The sequence below is a fragment of the Actinomadura sp. CNU-125 genome (assembly GCF_001942465.1).
GTDB lineage: Bacteria > Actinomycetota > Actinomycetes > Streptosporangiales > Streptosporangiaceae > Spirillospora.
Genome location: NZ_MKJY01000455.1, coordinates 30,491 through 46,005 on the forward strand (window position 1 = coordinate 30,491; position 15,515 = coordinate 46,005).

The 15,515-nt window shown below is 69.9% G+C and carries 14 protein-coding genes, 1 other RNA gene and 1 pseudogene; 14 read left to right on the plus strand and 2 right to left on the minus strand.

Going from position 1 to position 15,515, the window contains the following annotated elements; genetic code table 11:
* Positions 1-45 precede the first annotated feature (45 nt).
* On the minus strand, positions 46-228 hold the full coding sequence (locus tag BJF79_RS37460; protein WP_075904500.1) for a hypothetical protein: 183 nt from the start codon (positions 226-228) through the stop codon (positions 46-48).
* A 377-nt stretch (positions 229-605) separates the two neighbouring features.
* On the opposite strand from BJF79_RS37460, the gene ftsE reads away from it, so the two are divergent.
* From ftsE to ssrA, 6 genes are all read left to right on the plus strand, one after another.
* Complete coding sequence (ftsE, locus tag BJF79_RS37465) at positions 606-1,295, plus strand: cell division ATP-binding protein FtsE (RefSeq protein ID WP_075904502.1); 690 nt, start codon at positions 606-608, stop codon at positions 1,293-1,295.
* A gap of 131 nt (positions 1,296-1,426) precedes the next feature.
* Positions 1,427-2,332, plus strand: coding sequence for a permease-like cell division protein FtsX (ftsX, locus tag BJF79_RS37470; RefSeq protein ID WP_075904504.1), 906 nt, complete (start codon positions 1,427-1,429; stop codon positions 2,330-2,332).
* Positions 2,333-2,376: 44 nt separating this feature from the next.
* On the plus strand, positions 2,377-3,537 hold the full coding sequence (locus BJF79_RS37475) for a S41 family peptidase (protein WP_075904506.1): 1,161 nt from the start codon (positions 2,377-2,379) through the stop codon (positions 3,535-3,537).
* Between the two features lie 4 nt (positions 3,538-3,541).
* A complete protein-coding gene (gene smpB, locus BJF79_RS37480) occupies positions 3,542-4,015 on the plus strand; it encodes an SsrA-binding protein SmpB (RefSeq protein WP_075904508.1) in 474 nt (157 codons plus the stop codon).
* A 9-nt stretch (positions 4,016-4,024) separates the two neighbouring features.
* Entirely contained in the window at positions 4,025-5,950 is a 1,926-nt protein-coding gene (locus tag BJF79_RS37485) for a penicillin-binding transpeptidase domain-containing protein (protein ID WP_262403147.1), read from the plus strand.
* A gap of 292 nt (positions 5,951-6,242) precedes the next feature.
* Positions 6,243-6,615, plus strand: a transfer-messenger RNA (tmRNA) gene (gene ssrA / locus BJF79_RS37490).
* 213 nt (positions 6,616-6,828) lie between these two features.
* On the opposite strand, the gene BJF79_RS37495 is transcribed toward ssrA, so the two are convergent.
* A complete protein-coding gene (locus tag BJF79_RS37495) occupies positions 6,829-7,326 on the minus strand; it encodes an MSMEG_6728 family protein (protein WP_075904536.1) in 498 nt (165 codons plus the stop codon).
* Positions 7,327-7,961: 635 nt separating this feature from the next.
* Here BJF79_RS37495 and BJF79_RS37500 point away from each other — a divergent pair.
* The 8 genes and pseudogenes from BJF79_RS37500 to BJF79_RS37530 form a co-directional block, all read left to right on the plus strand.
* Positions 7,962-8,954, plus strand: coding sequence for a hypothetical protein (locus BJF79_RS37500; RefSeq protein ID WP_075904510.1), 993 nt, complete (start codon positions 7,962-7,964; stop codon positions 8,952-8,954).
* 86 nt (positions 8,955-9,040) lie between these two features.
* Positions 9,041-9,973 (plus strand): intradiol ring-cleavage dioxygenase, encoded by a 933-nt coding sequence (locus tag BJF79_RS37505; RefSeq protein WP_075904512.1) that lies wholly within the window; start codon positions 9,041-9,043, stop codon positions 9,971-9,973.
* 72 nt (positions 9,974-10,045) lie between these two features.
* Positions 10,046-10,450 (plus strand): SDR family NAD(P)-dependent oxidoreductase, encoded by a 405-nt coding sequence (locus tag BJF79_RS63515; RefSeq protein WP_262403148.1) that lies wholly within the window; start codon positions 10,046-10,048, stop codon positions 10,448-10,450.
* On the plus strand, positions 10,444-10,890 hold the full coding sequence (locus tag BJF79_RS63520) for an SDR family oxidoreductase (RefSeq protein ID WP_262403149.1): 447 nt from the start codon (positions 10,444-10,446) through the stop codon (positions 10,888-10,890). Before BJF79_RS63515 ends, BJF79_RS63520 begins: the two co-directional genes overlap by 7 nt.
* A 9-nt stretch (positions 10,891-10,899) precedes the next feature.
* Complete coding sequence (locus BJF79_RS37515) at positions 10,900-11,730, plus strand: EI24 domain-containing protein (RefSeq protein ID WP_075904514.1); 831 nt, start codon at positions 10,900-10,902, stop codon at positions 11,728-11,730.
* 353 nt (positions 11,731-12,083) lie between these two features.
* Complete coding sequence (locus BJF79_RS37520) at positions 12,084-12,878, plus strand: hypothetical protein (RefSeq protein WP_075904516.1); 795 nt, start codon at positions 12,084-12,086, stop codon at positions 12,876-12,878.
* A gap of 49 nt (positions 12,879-12,927) precedes the next feature.
* Positions 12,928-15,003: an acyl-CoA dehydrogenase gene (locus BJF79_RS37525; protein ID WP_075904518.1), complete on the plus strand. Its 2,076-nt coding sequence runs from the start codon at positions 12,928-12,930 to the stop codon at positions 15,001-15,003.
* Positions 15,004-15,012: 9 nt separating this feature from the next.
* Positions 15,013-15,515, plus strand: a pseudogene (locus BJF79_RS37530) (hypothetical protein); the annotation flags it as partial.

Genomic DNA, 15,515 nt, shown 5'->3' on the forward strand with positions numbered 1-15,515 from the left:
GCGGAGTTCCCGGTTCCGGAGTTGGTGAGAAGGCTCTCAGCGCGCTCAGTACACGCGCTGTAGCACGAGCGCCACGAACAGCAGCGCGACCAGCGCCGCCAGGACGAGCGCGGGCGGCACCGAGGGGCCGTGCCGGTGCATCTGCGAGCGGGCGATCCTGCAGGTCGGGCAGCGTCCCTCGACGACCGGGTTCGAGCAGCGGGCGCAAATCAGATCTTCGCAGCTCATGGTGTGGCCCCAATCTCCGTGCGCGGCACGCGGGTCCGTGCGGATGCGTCGATCACCGACTTATTAGGCATCTTTCCCATCATCCAGCCTAGCCGGACTGTATGGTCGTTCCGGCAAGTCCGGAATCTTGAACGGTACGAACCACCCGGGGAACGTCCCCCGGGCCCCGCACAGTGGGGGCGCGGTCATTCCCGCCGCGTCATCCCCACCACGAGGAGTGGGACGAGGTAGTTGACTGTCCCCTCTACACTGCTCGCAGGCTCCACGGCCCGTCCGGCCGCGAAGCCGGGCGGCGCAGGCCGAAGGCGGCGGAACAGATCCGCCTCCGCAGGTCGGGCCGCTCCCCAACCCCTAGACTGAACCGCCGTGATGCAGCCGTGATCAATTTCGACAACGTCACCAAGGTCTATCGGAGCCAGAACCGGCCCGCCCTCCAGCACGTGAACGTCGCCATCGACAAGGGCGAGTTCCTGTTCCTGGTCGGCCCCTCCGGCTCCGGCAAGTCGACCTTCCTGCGACTGATCCTCAAGGAGGAGCGTCCTTCCCAAGGTCACGTGCACGTGGCGGGCAAGGACCTCACCAGACTGAGCAACTGGAAGGTGCCGCACCTGCGCCGCCGGATCGGCTGCGTCTTCCAGGACTTCCGGTTGCTCCCCAACAAGAACGTCTTCGAGAACGTCGCGTTCGCCCTAGAGGTGATCGGCAAGCCGCGGCGCTTCATCGGCAAGGTCGTGCCCGAGGTCATCGACCTGGTCGGACTCGAAGGCAAGGGCCACCGGATGCCGCACGAACTGTCCGGCGGCGAGCAGCAGCGCGTGGCCATCGCGCGGGCGTTCGTCAACCGGCCGATGATCTTGCTGGCGGACGAGCCGACGGGCAACATCGACCCGGCCACCTCCATCGGAATCATGAAGGTGCTGGACCGGATCAACCGGACCGGCACCACCGTCGTCATGGCCACCCACGACGCCGCGATCGTCGACGCCTTCCGCAAGCGCGTCGTCGAGCTGGAGGACGGACGGGTCGTCCGCGACCAGTCGCGCGGCGTCTACGGCCAGGCTTACTGACCCGGGCGACCCGGGTCGGCCCGGGCCGACCGGGACAGGGCCGGGCCCTCTGACGGCTCCCATCCGAACCACCCGTTCCCGCCACCGCGTACACCGCAGGGACGACTACAGGCGACCAAGGACAGCGAGGCATGCGCGTACAGTTCGTTCTCCAGGAGATCTGGATCGGTCTCCGCCGGAACCTGACGATGACGATCTCCCTCATCATCACGGTCGCCATCGCCATGGCGCTTTTCGGCACCGGCCTCCTGATCCGCGCCGAGGTCTCATCCTCCAAGAGCTACTGGCAGGACAAGATCGAAGTCTCGATCTTCCTGTGCGCCAAGACCAGCTCGAACTCGGCATGCCAGGGCAAGGACGTCACCGAGGACCAGCGGAAGCAGCTCGAGCAGCAGCTCAAGGGCATGTCCGAGGTCTCGGAGGTCACCTACGAGAGCCGGCAGGAGGCCTACCAGCGGTTCAAGGAGCGCTACGCGGGCTCGCCCGGCTTCGTGGAGAGCACCCGCGAAGGCGACATTCCCGACTCCTTCCGGGTCAAGCTCAAGAACGCCGAGGAATACAAGGCCGTGGCCGAGGCCGTGAAGAGCCGGCCCGGCGTCGACACGGTGATCAACGAGCAGGAGATCCTCGACCGCTTCTTCGGCATCCTCAACGCGCTGCAATGGGGCGCCCTGGTGATCGCGTTGATCCAGGTCGTCGCCTCGGTGCTGCTGGTCGGCAACACGGTCCGGCTGTCGGCGTTCAACCGGCGCCGGGAGACCGGCATCATGCGGCTCGTCGGCGCGTCCAACACCTATATCCAGCTGCCCTTCATCCTGGAGGGCGCGATCGCCGGCCTGATCGGCGGCCTGTTCGCCTCGATCATGCTGGTGGCCAGCAAGTTCCTGCTCATCGACAAGCTCGCCAGCGAGATCCAGCTCATCGCCAAGCTCGGCTGGGGGCAGGTGCTGTCGGTCATTGTGGTGTCGATCTGCTTCGGCGTCCTGCTCTGTGCGATCGCCTCCTTCATGACGCTCCGGCGATATCTGAAGATCTGAGCGGAACGCCGGGCCCGCACCGGTCCCGACTCTAGAATTGCGGCATGTTCCCGTCCGCTCGCCTGCTTCGCGGTGCCGTCATCGCGTCCGCCGTCCTCGGCGCGTACGGGCTCGGCGCGGTCGGCGGACCGGGTCCCGAACGGCACGCCGCCGTCGCGGACGGGTCCGTCCTGGACGAGGCCGCCGCGAAGATCGGCGGCAGTTCGGCGCACCCCGTCGGGCGGGCCGAACTCGACCGGTACGCGATCGAGGGGATGCTGCGCGGGCTCGGCGACGAATGGGCCCGCTACTACCCCGCGCGTCGGTACGACGACATCGAGGGCCGCCTCAACGGGCACTACAGCGGGGTCGGGCTGTGGCTCGGCGCCGAGGACGGCGACGAGCGGGTCCGCGTCGCGAGCGTCCAGCCCGGCACCGCCGCCGCCCGCGCCGGGGTCCGGGCGGGCGACGTCGTCACCGCGGTCGACGGCGCGTCCACCGCCGGATGGAGCCTCGCGCGCGTCGCCGAGTCGCTGCGCGGGCCTGCGGGCGACGCCGTCCGGATCACCGTGACGCGCGGGTCCCGCGGCCGCACGTTCCGTCTCGTCCGGACGCCCGTGAGCGCGGGCGACGTCACCGTCACCGACCGTCCCGGCGGTGTCCGGACGATCCGCGTCGGCGCCTTCACCCGCGGCACCGGCGACCGGATCCGCGCGGCCACCGAACCCGCACCGTCCAGCGGATACGTCCTCGACCTGCGCGGGAACCCGGGCGGGCTGCTGGCGGAGTCGGTCGAGGCCGCGTCCGCGTTCCTCGCCGACGGCCCGGTCGTCACCTACGAGCGGCGCGGCGAACCGTCCCGCCGCTACACCGTCGAGCGGCCCGGGGACGCCAAGACGCCGCTGGTCGTGCTCGTCGACGCGGGCACGGCGAGCGCCGCGGAGATCGTCGCCGGGTCCCTGCGCGACCGGGACCGCGCGATTCTCGTAGGATCACGTACATACGGCAAGGGGTCGGTGCAGGAGCCGATCGAGCTCTCCGACGGTTCGACGATCGAGCTGACCGTCGGTCGCTACCGCACCCCCGGCGGCCGTAACCTCGACGGTGTCGGGGTCGAACCCGACGTGGCGGTCTCCGCCGACCGCCCTCCCGAAGCGGCCGAGCAGCGCGCCCGGACGGTGCTGCGCGGCCTGGACGCGACGCTGCCGGACAAGGACCGAGGCTGATCACGTGTCACGCGACACAGGGCGAAAGCTCATCGCCCAGAACAAGCGGGCCCGCTACGACTACCACATCGACGACACATGGGAAGCGGGCATGGTGCTGATGGGCACCGAGGTCAAAGCGCTGCGCGCGGGCCGCGCCTCCCTCGTCGACGGCTTCGCCCAGGTGCGCGACGGGGAGGTGTGGCTGGAAGGCGTCCACATCCCCGAGTACACGCAGGGCACCTGGACGAACCACGCGCCCCGCCGCCGCCGGAAGCTGCTGCTGAACCGGCGCGAGATCCAGAAGATCATCGACAAGACGTCCGACCCGGGCTGGACGCTCGTCCCGCTGTCCCTGTACTTCAAGGACGGTAAGGCCAAGGTCGAGATCGGGCTCGGCCGTGGTAAGAAGGCGTACGACAAGCGGCAGGCCATCGCCAAGCGCGAGGCCCAGCGGGAAATGCAGCGTGCTCAGGCGGCCCGTTTCAGGAGACGGTGAAGGGTGTCGATGACCAACCGAGGCCGGAGGCGCGCGCCCCGCGGCACGCGTACCGTCCGGCGCCGAACGATCTCGCTGGCCGGCTGCGGCGTGCTCGTCGCGTCCCTGACCACCGGCTGCTTCGCCGAACGATCCGCGATGCCCGCCGTCCGCGACTTCCTGATCGCCTGGTCGGTCGGCAACTACGAGGCCGCCGCCGACAACACCGTGGGCGCCGACGAGCAGGAGGTCGCCGACGCCCTCGGCAAGGTCGCCGCGCAGCTGGACGCGGCGTCCCTGCGGCTGTCGATCGGTGCGGACGGCGCCGACCCCGACGCCGCCGCGATCGTCAAGGACGGCGACACCGCGCAGGCGTCCTTCTCCGTCAAGGTCGACCTAGGCGAGAGCGGACGGCCCTGGGACTACAAGGGGCACATGACCCTCAAGCGGGTCGGCGGCCAGTGGAAGGTCGTCTGGAGCCCGTCGATCATCAACCCGAAACTGCAGCAGGGCCAGCGGCTCGCGGTGGTCAACGAGGTGCCCGAGCGCGCGCAGATCACCGACACCAACGGCGAGTCGATGCTGCGGCCCGTCCCGGCCTACCAGGTAGGGGTCTACCCCGGGAAGCTCAAGGACCCGAAGAAGACCCTCGACGCCCTCGCGAAGGCGACCGAGATGGACGGCGGCCGGCGCCTGGACGCCGACCGCCTCCACGGCCGCGTCCTGTCGGCGCCGCCGCAGGAGTTCCTGCCGCTGATGACCCTGCAGACGTCGACCCACACCCCGCTGATCCAGCGCCTCAACGCGGGCATCCCCGCCCTGGACTTCAGGGAGATCACCGCGCCGATCGAGCCGAAGGCCGCCGCCGAGCTGATCGGCACCCTCGGCCCCGCGACGTCCGACCGGCTGCAGGAGGTCGGCGCCCCCTACCAGCCCGGCGACACCATCGGCGTCAGCGGCATCCAGTTGCTCATGCAGCGCCGCCTCGCCGGCACCCCGACCGTCAGCGTCGTCGCGCAGGACCCGAACGGGCAGCGCACGTCCCCCCTCCAGAGCTGGCCGGGAGAGAAGCCGCAGGAGGTCCAGACGACGCTCGACCCGGGCGTCCAGCTGGCCGCCGACCGGGCCCTCAACGGACTGCAGTACCCGGCGTCCCTCGTGGCCGTGCGGCCCGCCACCGGCGAGGTCCTGGCCGTCTCCAACCACGGGACGAGAGGCGAGAACCGGGCGTTCCAGGGCCACTACCCGCCCGGCATGACCTTCGGGGTCGTCTCCGCCGAAGCCCTGTTCATGCACGGCGGGGTCTCCCCGAACACCGAGTCGACCTGCCCCGGGGAGCTGACCGTCGGCGACAAGACCTTCACCACCCGGGCGTACAAGGACAGCGAGCTGACCAACCACCTCGCCCTCTCCTGCAAAACCTCCCTCGCACAGCTCAGCAACAAGATCGACGCCAAGACCCTCGTGACCGAGGCGGCCCACTTCGGGATCGGCAAGAACTGGGGCCTGCAGGTGCCCGCGTTCACCGGCTCGATCCCCACCCCGAAGAACCAGGGCGAGATGGCCGCGACCATGGTCGGCGAGGGCGGCGTCGAGGTCAGCCCCCTCGCGATGGCCCTCGTCGCCGCCGCCGCGCAGACCGGCACGTGGCGCCCCCCGTACGTCCTGCAGGGCGACATCCCGAACGCCGAACAGCGCGCGCCCGTCCACAACCTCCCGGCACAGTCGATCTCCAACCTCGGTGAGGTGCTGAAGAACTCCGCGCGCAACGGCTCCGCCCAGGCCGCCCGCGTCGACAGCGAGGTCGTCGGCGTCACCGCCTTCGCCGCCTACAAGCAGGACGACAAGCCCAAGCAGGTCTCGTGGTTCGTCGGCTCCCGCGGCGACGTCGCCGTCGCCATCGCCGTCGAAGGCCAGGTCAACGCCGCGTCCGTCGCCGGAACCTTCTTCGGCTGACTTTGAGACACCTTTACGTCCGGACCGCAACCATCGCCCGCCCCCCGAGCGTCTTCCCTAGTGACTGAGAAACCGCTTGGGGGGTTGCGGACTCAGTCGCCGTGATGAGACCAGAGCCTCGTCTCGGGGGAGGCTCTGCCGTCCGGACCGGCCCGACCCTGCCGGTCGACCCGGGCGGGCGTTCGCGCCCGCCCGGGTTTCACACGTCCACCGGGAATCACGTTGCCCGCCCACGCGTTATCCTAGTAACGTCAACATGCGCGGTCCCCGGACCGCTTTGACAACTCAACATGGGGGTGACCGGCTTCGACTTCGGTCGGTCGAGTCAGGAGAAGCGGGTCGAGGGTTGCTGTCGTGACCTCGTAAATCCTGTGACAGCAAACCAATAACTGCCAACAAGAAGCAGTCCGAGTTCGCCCTCGCCGCCTGAGCGAGGAGCGAACTCTGTCAGCCCGGGTGAGTCTCCGCCCCGGGACCTGACATCATCAGGAGACTCCACCTTGTAGCCCGGTCGCGGGGTTGCAAGGAAAATCAAACAGCGACTGAGCCCGTCGGCGACTAGCCTGTGTGAGCGCCGGGGCCGAGAAACCGCCTAGCAGGCTGCACCCGGAGAAGCCCTGACTCATCATCGAAGGACGCGGGTTCGATTCCCGCCACCTCCACTCGCTTGGGGTGAGGCATGCTCGTTGCCCTAGAGGGCAACTTCGCCTGCTTCGCTCGTCCCTCATTGGGGGGACGACCCCCCAAACCCCCCGGTGTGGGCTCCGCCCCCACGCCCCCGCCAATCGCGGGGTTCGGATCTCGGAGTTGTGCGTGAACGCCCAGCGGCTTGCCGCTGGGCGTTTTTGTGCGTTCGACTGGAGGGCTGTCGGTGGTGGTCACGCCGGTGGTGCCGGTTTGCCGCCTTCTTTATCCGCGTGATCGGGGCGGGGCCAGACGTACGGGAGGTCGGCGGGGACGTCGGGGAAGAGCGGTTCGTAGAAACCGGGGTCCTTGCGGATCAGCGCGGAGCGATGGCTGAGGTGCAGGGCGGGATCGCCCAGCCAGGACGGCAGGGCCCCGGCGTCGGTCAGGCTCTCCTGGCTCCGCGGCCGGTGGACGCCTGTGGCGTTCGTGAGTTCGGATGTCAGCGAGGTCGCGCACGTGTCCCGGTGCCCGAGGGAGCACCACTGGCGGCAGATCTCCAGGCCGTAGCGGACCAGCGCCTCTTCGTACCCCGTCCACATCCGTACGGCCGGATGGTGCCGCCATCCGTACCCCGGTACCGTCAGCCCGCGCAGCACCTGCAGCGCCTCGACGCGCTGCTTCCCGAGCCTACGCGGGTCGAGAATGCGAGCCGTCGCGGCGAAATTCGCGTACGGGAGAAAGGTCTGCACTTCTTTGTCCTGCCCGTTGCGCCGGAGGAGTGGGATGAACACGGTGCGCACTACCGTTCCTTACCTGCTGCGTTTCTGATACTCCGGCCGCATCGGGCGAACTCAGCTTGGGCAGGGCGCACCGGCTGAGACGTGGACGGTGGTTGTCTCGTTCTCTGTGCGTACCTGGAGGGGCACGCAGCCCCTGTGTCGAGAGAGAACCCGCCGGGAAAGAGCAGCCACTGGCCGGAGTCTGTGGTCGGGCAGGCCGGGATGTGCAATGCGGAGGCCCACTCGGGTGCGTGGTTGCCCCAGGCGATGGAGACGTGCGCCGGCACGGTGAGGTCCGCCTCGTGTCCCGCGCGAACGAGAAGTCCGGTTTTGGCGAAGAGGCGGTGCGGGGAGTCTCCGTCCGTCGCAGCGACCTGGAGTGTCGAGGTGGTGTCCAGGCCCACTACGTCGAGAACGGCGCTGTGCGGTTCGGGCGGTGACGACAGCACGTCGATCGGATCAGAACAGTCGAGGTTGAGTTGACGTGCGGACGGGGCGCCGTTGTCGGGGGTTCTCGGTGGGGCGTCCGTGCACGCGGCCAGAGACAACAAGACGGCCAGGACGGCGGGCAGCGTTTTCAAGGGTGTCGCTGGTAGCGTTCGGGGATGCCGATCGAGAGCCCGGACGATGTCGCGGTGCTGGTCGAGCTTTTGGAGCGGTCGGCCGATGCGCGTGGGCTTGGGGACCATTTTGCTTTCCTCGCCGGTACGCGGCCCGAATGGTTTCGGCCGCATCAGGAATCGGTCATCGCCTCGATGCTGGATCGGTTCGAGGTCGGATTCGGTGATCTGTGTTCGTTGCTGGCCGGTGCGCCGGATCGGTGCGTGGATCTCGTGGTGCGGCGGTTGCGCGAGCGGCGGTCGTTCCGGGACGTGTGGGCGTTGGCCGCGATCGGCACCGGTGCCGCGTTGGCGGCCGTCGCCCGGCACGATGTGCGGCGGGGTGCGGACCGGCGGGAGTACGAGGATCTCGGGGTTTGGGTACCGGCGGACGGTCCTGCTCGTTATCGGTTCTCCCCGCAGCGACGGGTCGTGCTGCTGCGGGACGAGGGGGTCGACCATCCGGTCGGGCTTTCAATCGAGGAGATCGCGTGTGATCCGGTGATGTCTCCGATCTCCTGGCATTACATGTCGTTGCGTGTTGCGGAGGTTCCGGGTGTTCCGGCGTGGACGGCCGAACGGGTGCACCTGGTCGGGACGCGCGCGTCGTGCATGTGGACGCTGTATGCGAACGTCGATGACCGGGGTTGTTATCGCGACGAAGTGGTTGTTTTCGATGAGCCGCCCGGTCCTGAGGACGAAATTTACCGCGCTTTCGAGCAGCCGGGGCGGGGTGTGGGGGCGGTGGAGTTGAAGCCTTATGACGCGGACTTGGTGTACAGCAATGGTCATGTTCAGGGCACCCCTGGTGTTGTGGGCGTCGCCGGTGGGCCGCCGCTCGGGGTCTACGCCAACCCGTCCTGCCGGTCGTGTGGGCGGTTGATGTTCCATGTGACGACCGTCGAGAACCACGTTCGGGAGTACGGCGACGGCTGGCGCAGCCTGTTCATCTGCGAGGACTGCCGGACGGTGGCTTGCAACGCGACAGGGTGGAACTGAGGCAAAGGGAAAACTCATCTGGGGGTAAGAGGGCTCTCAGTGTCGGTGTGAACACTGGTGGTGTTGCCGACACGGAGGAGAGGTTCATGCGACGCAGGCGTGAGTTCGAGGGGCGTCCGCTCGCGCGGCCCGACGAGGAGGTCGTCGACCAGGGGCTCGGGTTCGACCTCGGCACGCTGGTCAGCCGGCGAAGGATGCTCGGGTTGCTCGGGCTGGGGGCCGCGGGGCTCGGGGTCGCGGCGTGCGGCGGTTCCTCGGGTGAGGCTTCGGCGAGCGCGGCGGCCGGGGAGATTCCCGACGAGACGGCCGGGCCTTACCCGGGGGACGGCTCGAACGGGCCGGACGTGCTGGAGCAGAGCGGCATCGTCCGCAGTGACATCCGGTCCAGCTTCGGGGAGGCGAAGGGGACGGCCGAGGGGGTGCCCATGACGTTGGAGTTGGCCGTCTCCGATCTCGCGAAGGGAGCGCCTTTCGCGGGGGTGGCCGTCTATGTCTGGCATTGCACCCGGGACGGGAAGTACTCGATGTACTCCGAGGGGGTCACGGACGAGAACTACCTGCGGGGTGTGCAGGTCGCCGATGCGGAGGGGAAGGTTCGGTTCACGAGCATCTTCCCGGCCTGTTACTCCGGGCGGTGGCCGCACATCCACTTCGAGGTGTATCCCGACCAGGCGAGCATTACCGATGCCACGAAGGCGATCGCGACTTCGCAGGTGGCTTTGCCGAAGGACGTTTGCGACACGGTGTACGCGGAGGCCGGCTATGAGCAGTCCGTCAAGAACCTGGCTCAGGTCACGCTGGACAGCGACAACGTCTTCGGTGATGACGGTGCTGCCAGTCAGTTGGCGACTGTGACGGGCGATGTCGGTTCTGGTTACGCCGTCGCGTTGGAGGTCGGGGTCGATACCGGGACGAAGCCGAGCGGGGGTGCGCCGCCCGCCGGTGGTGGCGGGCGGTCGGGCGGGCCGCCGCCCGGTGGTGCGCCTTCCGGTGGGCCGCCGCCGGGGAACGCTCCCTGAGGTTCGCCCGGCTTCCTCGTGGGTTACCACAAGGGGCTTGTCCGGGGGGTGGGCGGGTGGTGGGGTGGTCTCATGGAGACCAAGATCGCGATTGTGACCGGGGGGACGGCGGGGATCGGGAAAGAGATCGCGCGCGGGCTCGTGCGGCGGGGGTTCCTGGTGGGGATCGTGTGCCGCAACGAGATGCGGGGGCGGGCGACGGTCGAGGAGTTGCTGGAGGAGGTTCCCGAGGGCCGGGTGGAGATCTTCCTGGCCGATCTGTCGGTGCTGATGGACGTGCGGCGGGTGGCGGCGTCGTTGGAGGAGCGGTTCGATCGGGTGCACGTGCTCGTCAACAATGCGGGCGTGCACCTGATGCGGGCGAAGGAGAGCGCCGACGGGTACGACCGGATGATCGCCACGAATCATCTGGGGCCCTTTCTGCTGACGAATCTGCTGCTGGGGCATCTGGAGAAAGGCGCGCGTCGCGGGTGGTGATGGTGGCGAGCGAGGCTTACCGGCTGGCCGATCCGTTGGACGTGGAACGGTTGGCGGAGCCGGGGGCGTACGGGAAACCGGGTTCGTTGCGGGTTTATGGCCGGAGCAAGTTGCTCAACATTCTGTTCGCGCGGGAACTCGCGAGGCGGATGGAGGGCAGTGGTGTGGTGGTGAACGCCATGTGTCCGGGGCCTGTGGCGACGGAGTTGTTGCGGGAGCAGTGGGGGCTGGGACGCCTCGGAACGGTCATGTCGCACACGCCGGTGGTGCGGACGCCCGAGCAGGGGGCGCGGCAGGCGTTGCGGCTGGCGGTCGACGAGGAGTTCGAGGCGAAGAGCGGCGGGTTCTATGGTTCGGTCCCCGGCTCGGGGCCTTCGCGGGACGAACGGTTGGCGCGGGACGTCTGGGATCGTTCGGCGCACCTTGTGGGGCTTCGTTAGGCTCGCCGGGTGGAGCAACAGTCGCGGTTCAAGGATCTGTTCACCGGCGCGAGTTATCTGCTGCGGGGAATCGGGTGGGTCGCCCGGCATCCGCTGCAGTGGCTGTTCGGTCTCATTCCCGCGCTCATCGTTCTCGTGGTCTACGGGACGGCGCTGGGGTTCCTCGTCTACAACATCGGCGACGTGGCCTCGTGGGTGACGTGGTTCGCCGACGGGTGGGGCGAGACGGTGCGGACGGCGACGCGGGTGATCGCGGGGATCGCGGTGCTCGGCGCGTCCGTCTTCCTGGCGATTCTGACGTTCACGGCCGTGACGCTGCTGGTCGGTGATCCGTTCTACGAGGCGATCGCGGTGCGGGTCGAGGAGTCGCAGGGCGGCGCGCCGCCGGAGCCCGATGTGCCGCTGATGACGCAGATCGGGCGGGCGATCAAGGACGCGCTGCTGCTGGGGCTCGTCGCGCTGGGCTTCGCGCTGCTCTTCTTCGCGGGCGGGTTCATTCCGGGGGTCGGGCAGACCGTCGTTCCGGTGGTCGCGGCGTGTGTTTCCGGTTACTTTCTGGCGGGCGAGCTGTCGTCGGTGGCGATGGAGCGGCGCGAGGTGCTGCGCAAGGAGCGGTTCGCCCGGATGAAGGCGAACCGTCCGCTGGTGATCGGGTTCGGCGTCGCGACGTTCGCGTTGTTCCTGGTGCCTTTCGGGGCGGTGCTGGCGATGCCCGGCGCGGTCGCGGGCGCGACGCTGATGGTGCGGGAGCGGCTCGGGGCGGACAAGTGGCCCGGGGCGCAGGAGTGGCGGGCGGCGCCGGAGGTGCGGCCGGAGCAGTGGCAGCCCCGACTCGACTGATAGCAAGCTGTGTCCTGGGCGTGATTCTCCGTGGGCCGCGTTTGATGATCTTCGCGTAACGTGTGCCGCATGTCCGATCAGGGGGAGCGCGATGCGCGCTGGACCGGTTTGAACGAGAGTGACTCCGCCCACGACGTGTGGGGCAAGGTCGAGACTTCCGCGGAGTCCCCGGACGAGTCGCCCGCGGAGCCGTCCGACGTGCGCGTGGCGCCGGAGCCGGACGCGTCGCAGTGGGAGGACGAGCTCCTCGACGAGGGCGACGCCGATGAGGGCGTGTCGAACTACGTTCCGGCGGTGCGACGGGGTCGGACCGGCCGGCGAAGTCCGGGAAGCCGAGCAGCGGCAACTGGCAGATGCCGGACTGGATGGCCGACGAGGCCGCGGCGGACGAGAAGCTCGGTTCGGCGGGCGATTCGCTGGAGACCGGCGGCCGGTCCCGGGTCCTGCTGATCGGCGGCGTCGGGCTGGTGGCGGCGCTGATCGCGGCCGGTGCCGTCTATTTCCTGACCCGCGGCGGCGACGAGCCGGACAAGGCGGGACGGACGGGCGCGGCGGAGCAGTCGGTCGCGGCGCAGGCGTCGATGCCGCCGGACGCGAAGCTGGAGACGTTCCGGGGAACGCCGTCGCGGGTCCTCGGGCGGGTGAACGACGACATGTCGGGGCTGTCGTATCCGCGGTTCGGGGAGCCCTGGCAGGTGCCGACGAAGAAGAACAAGCTGGGCACGCCCGGGTGGTCGGGGCAGCAGATCGTGGTGACCGAGCGCAGCGGCGACCAGCTCTGGTACGGGCAGTTGCTGACGGGCACCCTGATCCCGAGCCTGCACGGGGCGTACAGCGGCCCGGACAGCGTGAAGAACGTGGCGGGGCTCGCGGCGGAGGGCTACCTGGCGCAGTACTACGGCTTCCAGGAGGCGAAGAAGCCGCTGGCGTCGCAGGCCCTCGATGTGGACGGGCGCAAGGGCTGGCTGGTCGCGTCGTACCTGACGTACGAGCGTGCGGGCGTGCGGGCGACGGGCGAGATCGTCGCGACCGCGGTGATCGACACCGGACGGGACGCGCCGGCGGTGGTGTTCGCGTCGATGCCGGACACCCACAAGAAGCTGTGGCCGGACCTGAACCGGTTCCTGGCGGGCCTCAAGGTCATCTGACCGAATGACGTTCTAATAGGCTGGCCGCACCCGGATGAAAGGTGCGGCCATGGCCATCGGAGTGACGGAGGAGCACGCGGCGCTCGCGGCGTCGGTGCGCGGGCTCGTCGAGCGGCACGCGGGCGGCGGGCTCGGGCCCGCGCTCGCCGGGCAGGGGCTGCCGAGCCTGCACCTTCCGGAGAGTGCGGGCGGCCAGGGGTTCGGCCTGCTGGAGCAGGCCGTCGTCATCGAGGAGCTGGGCCGCGTGATGGGCCCGGCCTCGTACGCGCCGGCGGTGCTGGCGTCCGCGATCCTGCGGGACGGTTCGCGCACCGGGGCGGTCGGGCTGTCGGGGAGCCTGCGGACGGACGGTTCGCGGGTGTTCGGCACCGTCCGGCCGGTGGTCGGTGCGGCGGACGCGGAGGTGTTCGTCCTCCCGGCCGGTGATCGCTGGGCCGTCGTCGACCGGGACGGGTGCGAGGTCGAGGAGCTGGAGTCGCTCGACGTGGGCCGTCCCGCCGGTGCGGTCACCGTCGACGCGGACGCCCGCTTCGTGGACGGCGTGGACGGCGCGGACGTGCGGGCCCTCGCCGTCGTGGTGTTCGGCGCGGAGGCGTGCGGCGTCGCGGGGCGGGCGCTCGACGAGGCGGTGGCGTACGCGAAGCTGCGGGAGCAGTTCGGCCGTCCGATCGGGCAGTTCCAGGGCGTCAAGCACAAGTGCGCCCGGATGCTCATCGCTTTGGAGCGTGCAAGGGCCGCCGTGTGGGATGCGGCGCGCGCGCTGGACGAGCCGGAAGAGCAGCGCGCGTACGCGGTCGCGGTGGCCGGAGTGCTCGCGGCGGACGCGGCGGTGCAGTGCGCCGAGGGCAACATCCAGATTCATGGGGGCATCGGCTACACGTACGAGCACGACGCCCACCTTTTCTACAGGCGTGCCTTGACGCTGCGGGCGATCCTCGGGAGGGCGAGTTCGTTCCGGGGAGAGGTCGCGGCGCGCGCGCTGAGCGGTGTCCGGCGTCCGGTGGACGTCGATCTGCCCGAGGAGGCCGCCGACCTTCGCGGATCGGTTCGCGGGGAGGTCGCTCGGCTGGCCGCGATGGAGCCGCTGGAGCAGCGGGCGGCGATGGCGGAGGGCGGCTGGGTGACGCCGCACCTGCCGAAGCCGTGGGGACGGGACGCGGGCCCGGTCGAGCAGATCGTCATCCGGCAGGAGCTGAAGGCCGCGCAGGTGCGGCCCGTGCCGCTGATGATCGCCGCGTGGGTCGTGCCGTCGCTCGTCCAGTACGGGACGCCGGAGCAGCAGGAGAGGTTCCTGCCGCCGACGCTGCGCGGGGAGATCATCTGGTGCCAGCTGTTCTCCGAACCGGGCGCGGGCTCGGACCTCGCCGGGTTGCGGACGCGCGCCGAGCGCGTCGAGGGCGGCTGGCGGATCACCGGGCAGAAGATCTGGACGTCGCTGGCGCGGGAGTCGCAGTGGGCGATCTGCCTCGCGCGCACCGACACCGGCCGGCCGAAGCACGACGGCATCACCTACTTCCTCGTCGACATGGCGTCCGCGGGGATCGACGTGCGCCCGCTGCGCGAGTGCACGGGCGACGCGGTGTTCAACGAGGTGTTCCTGGACGGCGTGTTCGTCCCGGACGAGCTGGTCGTGGGCCCGGTGAACGAGGGGTGGCGGGTCGCCCGCAACACGCTCGCGAACGAGCGGGTGGGCCTGACGACGTCGTTCCAGCTGGGCGGCGACGTCCCGAAGCTGCTGCGGCTGGCCGGTGAGCTCGACCTCGCCGACGACCCGGTCGTCCGCGACGGCCTCGGCGACCTCGTCTGCGACGAGCACGCGCTCGGCCTGCTGAGCCTTCGCGCGACCCTGAAGCAGATCTCCGGGACGGATCCGGGCGCGACCGCGAACGTCCGGAAGCTGGTCGCGATGGAGCACGGGCAGCGGGTCACCGAGTTCGGGTTCGGGCTGCTGGGCGAGCACGGCGCGCTCACCGGCGGCTGGAAGTCGGAGCTGCGGGCGCGGTGGACGCGGCATCTGCTGGCGTCCCGCGCGATGACGATCGGCGGCGGCACCACCGAGGTCAACCTGAACGTGATCGGCGAGCGCATCCTCGGGCTGCCCCGCGATCCCGAGCCGGTCGGGTAGTTTTCCGGCGTGACGGGACGAGCGCGGCACCTGGCGACCGCCGTGACTGGGCTGGTGCTCGGGATCGTGGTGGTGGGCCCTGGGCTCGCGCCCGGGTTCGTCCTGTCCTACGACATGGTGTTCGTCCCGGATCCGGCGTTCACCTCGATGACGTTCGGGCTGACCGGGACGGTGCCGCGGCACGTCCCGAGCGACGCGTTCGCCGCGGCGCTCGCGACCGTCCTGCCGGGCGGCGTCGCGCAGAAGCTGATCCTGCTGGCGATCTTCGTGACGGCGTGCACGTCGGCGGCGTCGCTCGTCCCGTCGAAGCGGCTCGTGCCGCGGCTCGCGGCGGGCGTGGTGTACGCGTGGAACCCGTTCGTCGCGGAGCGGCTGCTGCTCGGCCAGTGGGCGCTGCTGCTGGGGTACGCGGCGCTGCGCGGGCGCTGGCGGCGGCGGCCCGGGCGGGGGAGCGCGGCGGCGGGTCGGCGGGCTGGTGCGGGCGCTGCTCCCGGCGGCGGTCGGCGGGTTCG

Excerpts from the sequence above, each read along its gene's own strand:
- BJF79_RS37460 (WP_075904500.1), bottom strand. The coding sequence starts at position 228 with ATGAGCTGCGAAGATCTGATTTGCGCCCGCTGCTCGAACCCGGTCGTC.
- ftsX (WP_075904504.1), top strand. The coding sequence starts at position 1,427 with ATGCGCGTACAGTTCGTTCTCCAGGAGATCTGGATCGGTCTCCGCCGG.
- BJF79_RS37475 (WP_075904506.1), top strand. The coding sequence starts at position 2,377 with ATGTTCCCGTCCGCTCGCCTGCTTCGCGGTGCCGTCATCGCGTCCGCC.
- BJF79_RS37485 (WP_262403147.1), top strand. The coding sequence starts at position 4,025 with ATGACCAACCGAGGCCGGAGGCGCGCGCCCCGCGGCACGCGTACCGTC.
- BJF79_RS37500 (WP_075904510.1), top strand. The coding sequence starts at position 7,962 with ATGCCGATCGAGAGCCCGGACGATGTCGCGGTGCTGGTCGAGCTTTTG.
- BJF79_RS37505 (WP_075904512.1), top strand. The coding sequence starts at position 9,041 with ATGCGACGCAGGCGTGAGTTCGAGGGGCGTCCGCTCGCGCGGCCCGAC.
- BJF79_RS63515 (WP_262403148.1), top strand. The coding sequence starts at position 10,046 with ATGGAGACCAAGATCGCGATTGTGACCGGGGGGACGGCGGGGATCGGG.
- BJF79_RS37520 (WP_075904516.1), top strand. The coding sequence starts at position 12,084 with ATGCCGGACTGGATGGCCGACGAGGCCGCGGCGGACGAGAAGCTCGGT.
- BJF79_RS37525 (WP_075904518.1), top strand. The coding sequence starts at position 12,928 with ATGGCCATCGGAGTGACGGAGGAGCACGCGGCGCTCGCGGCGTCGGTG.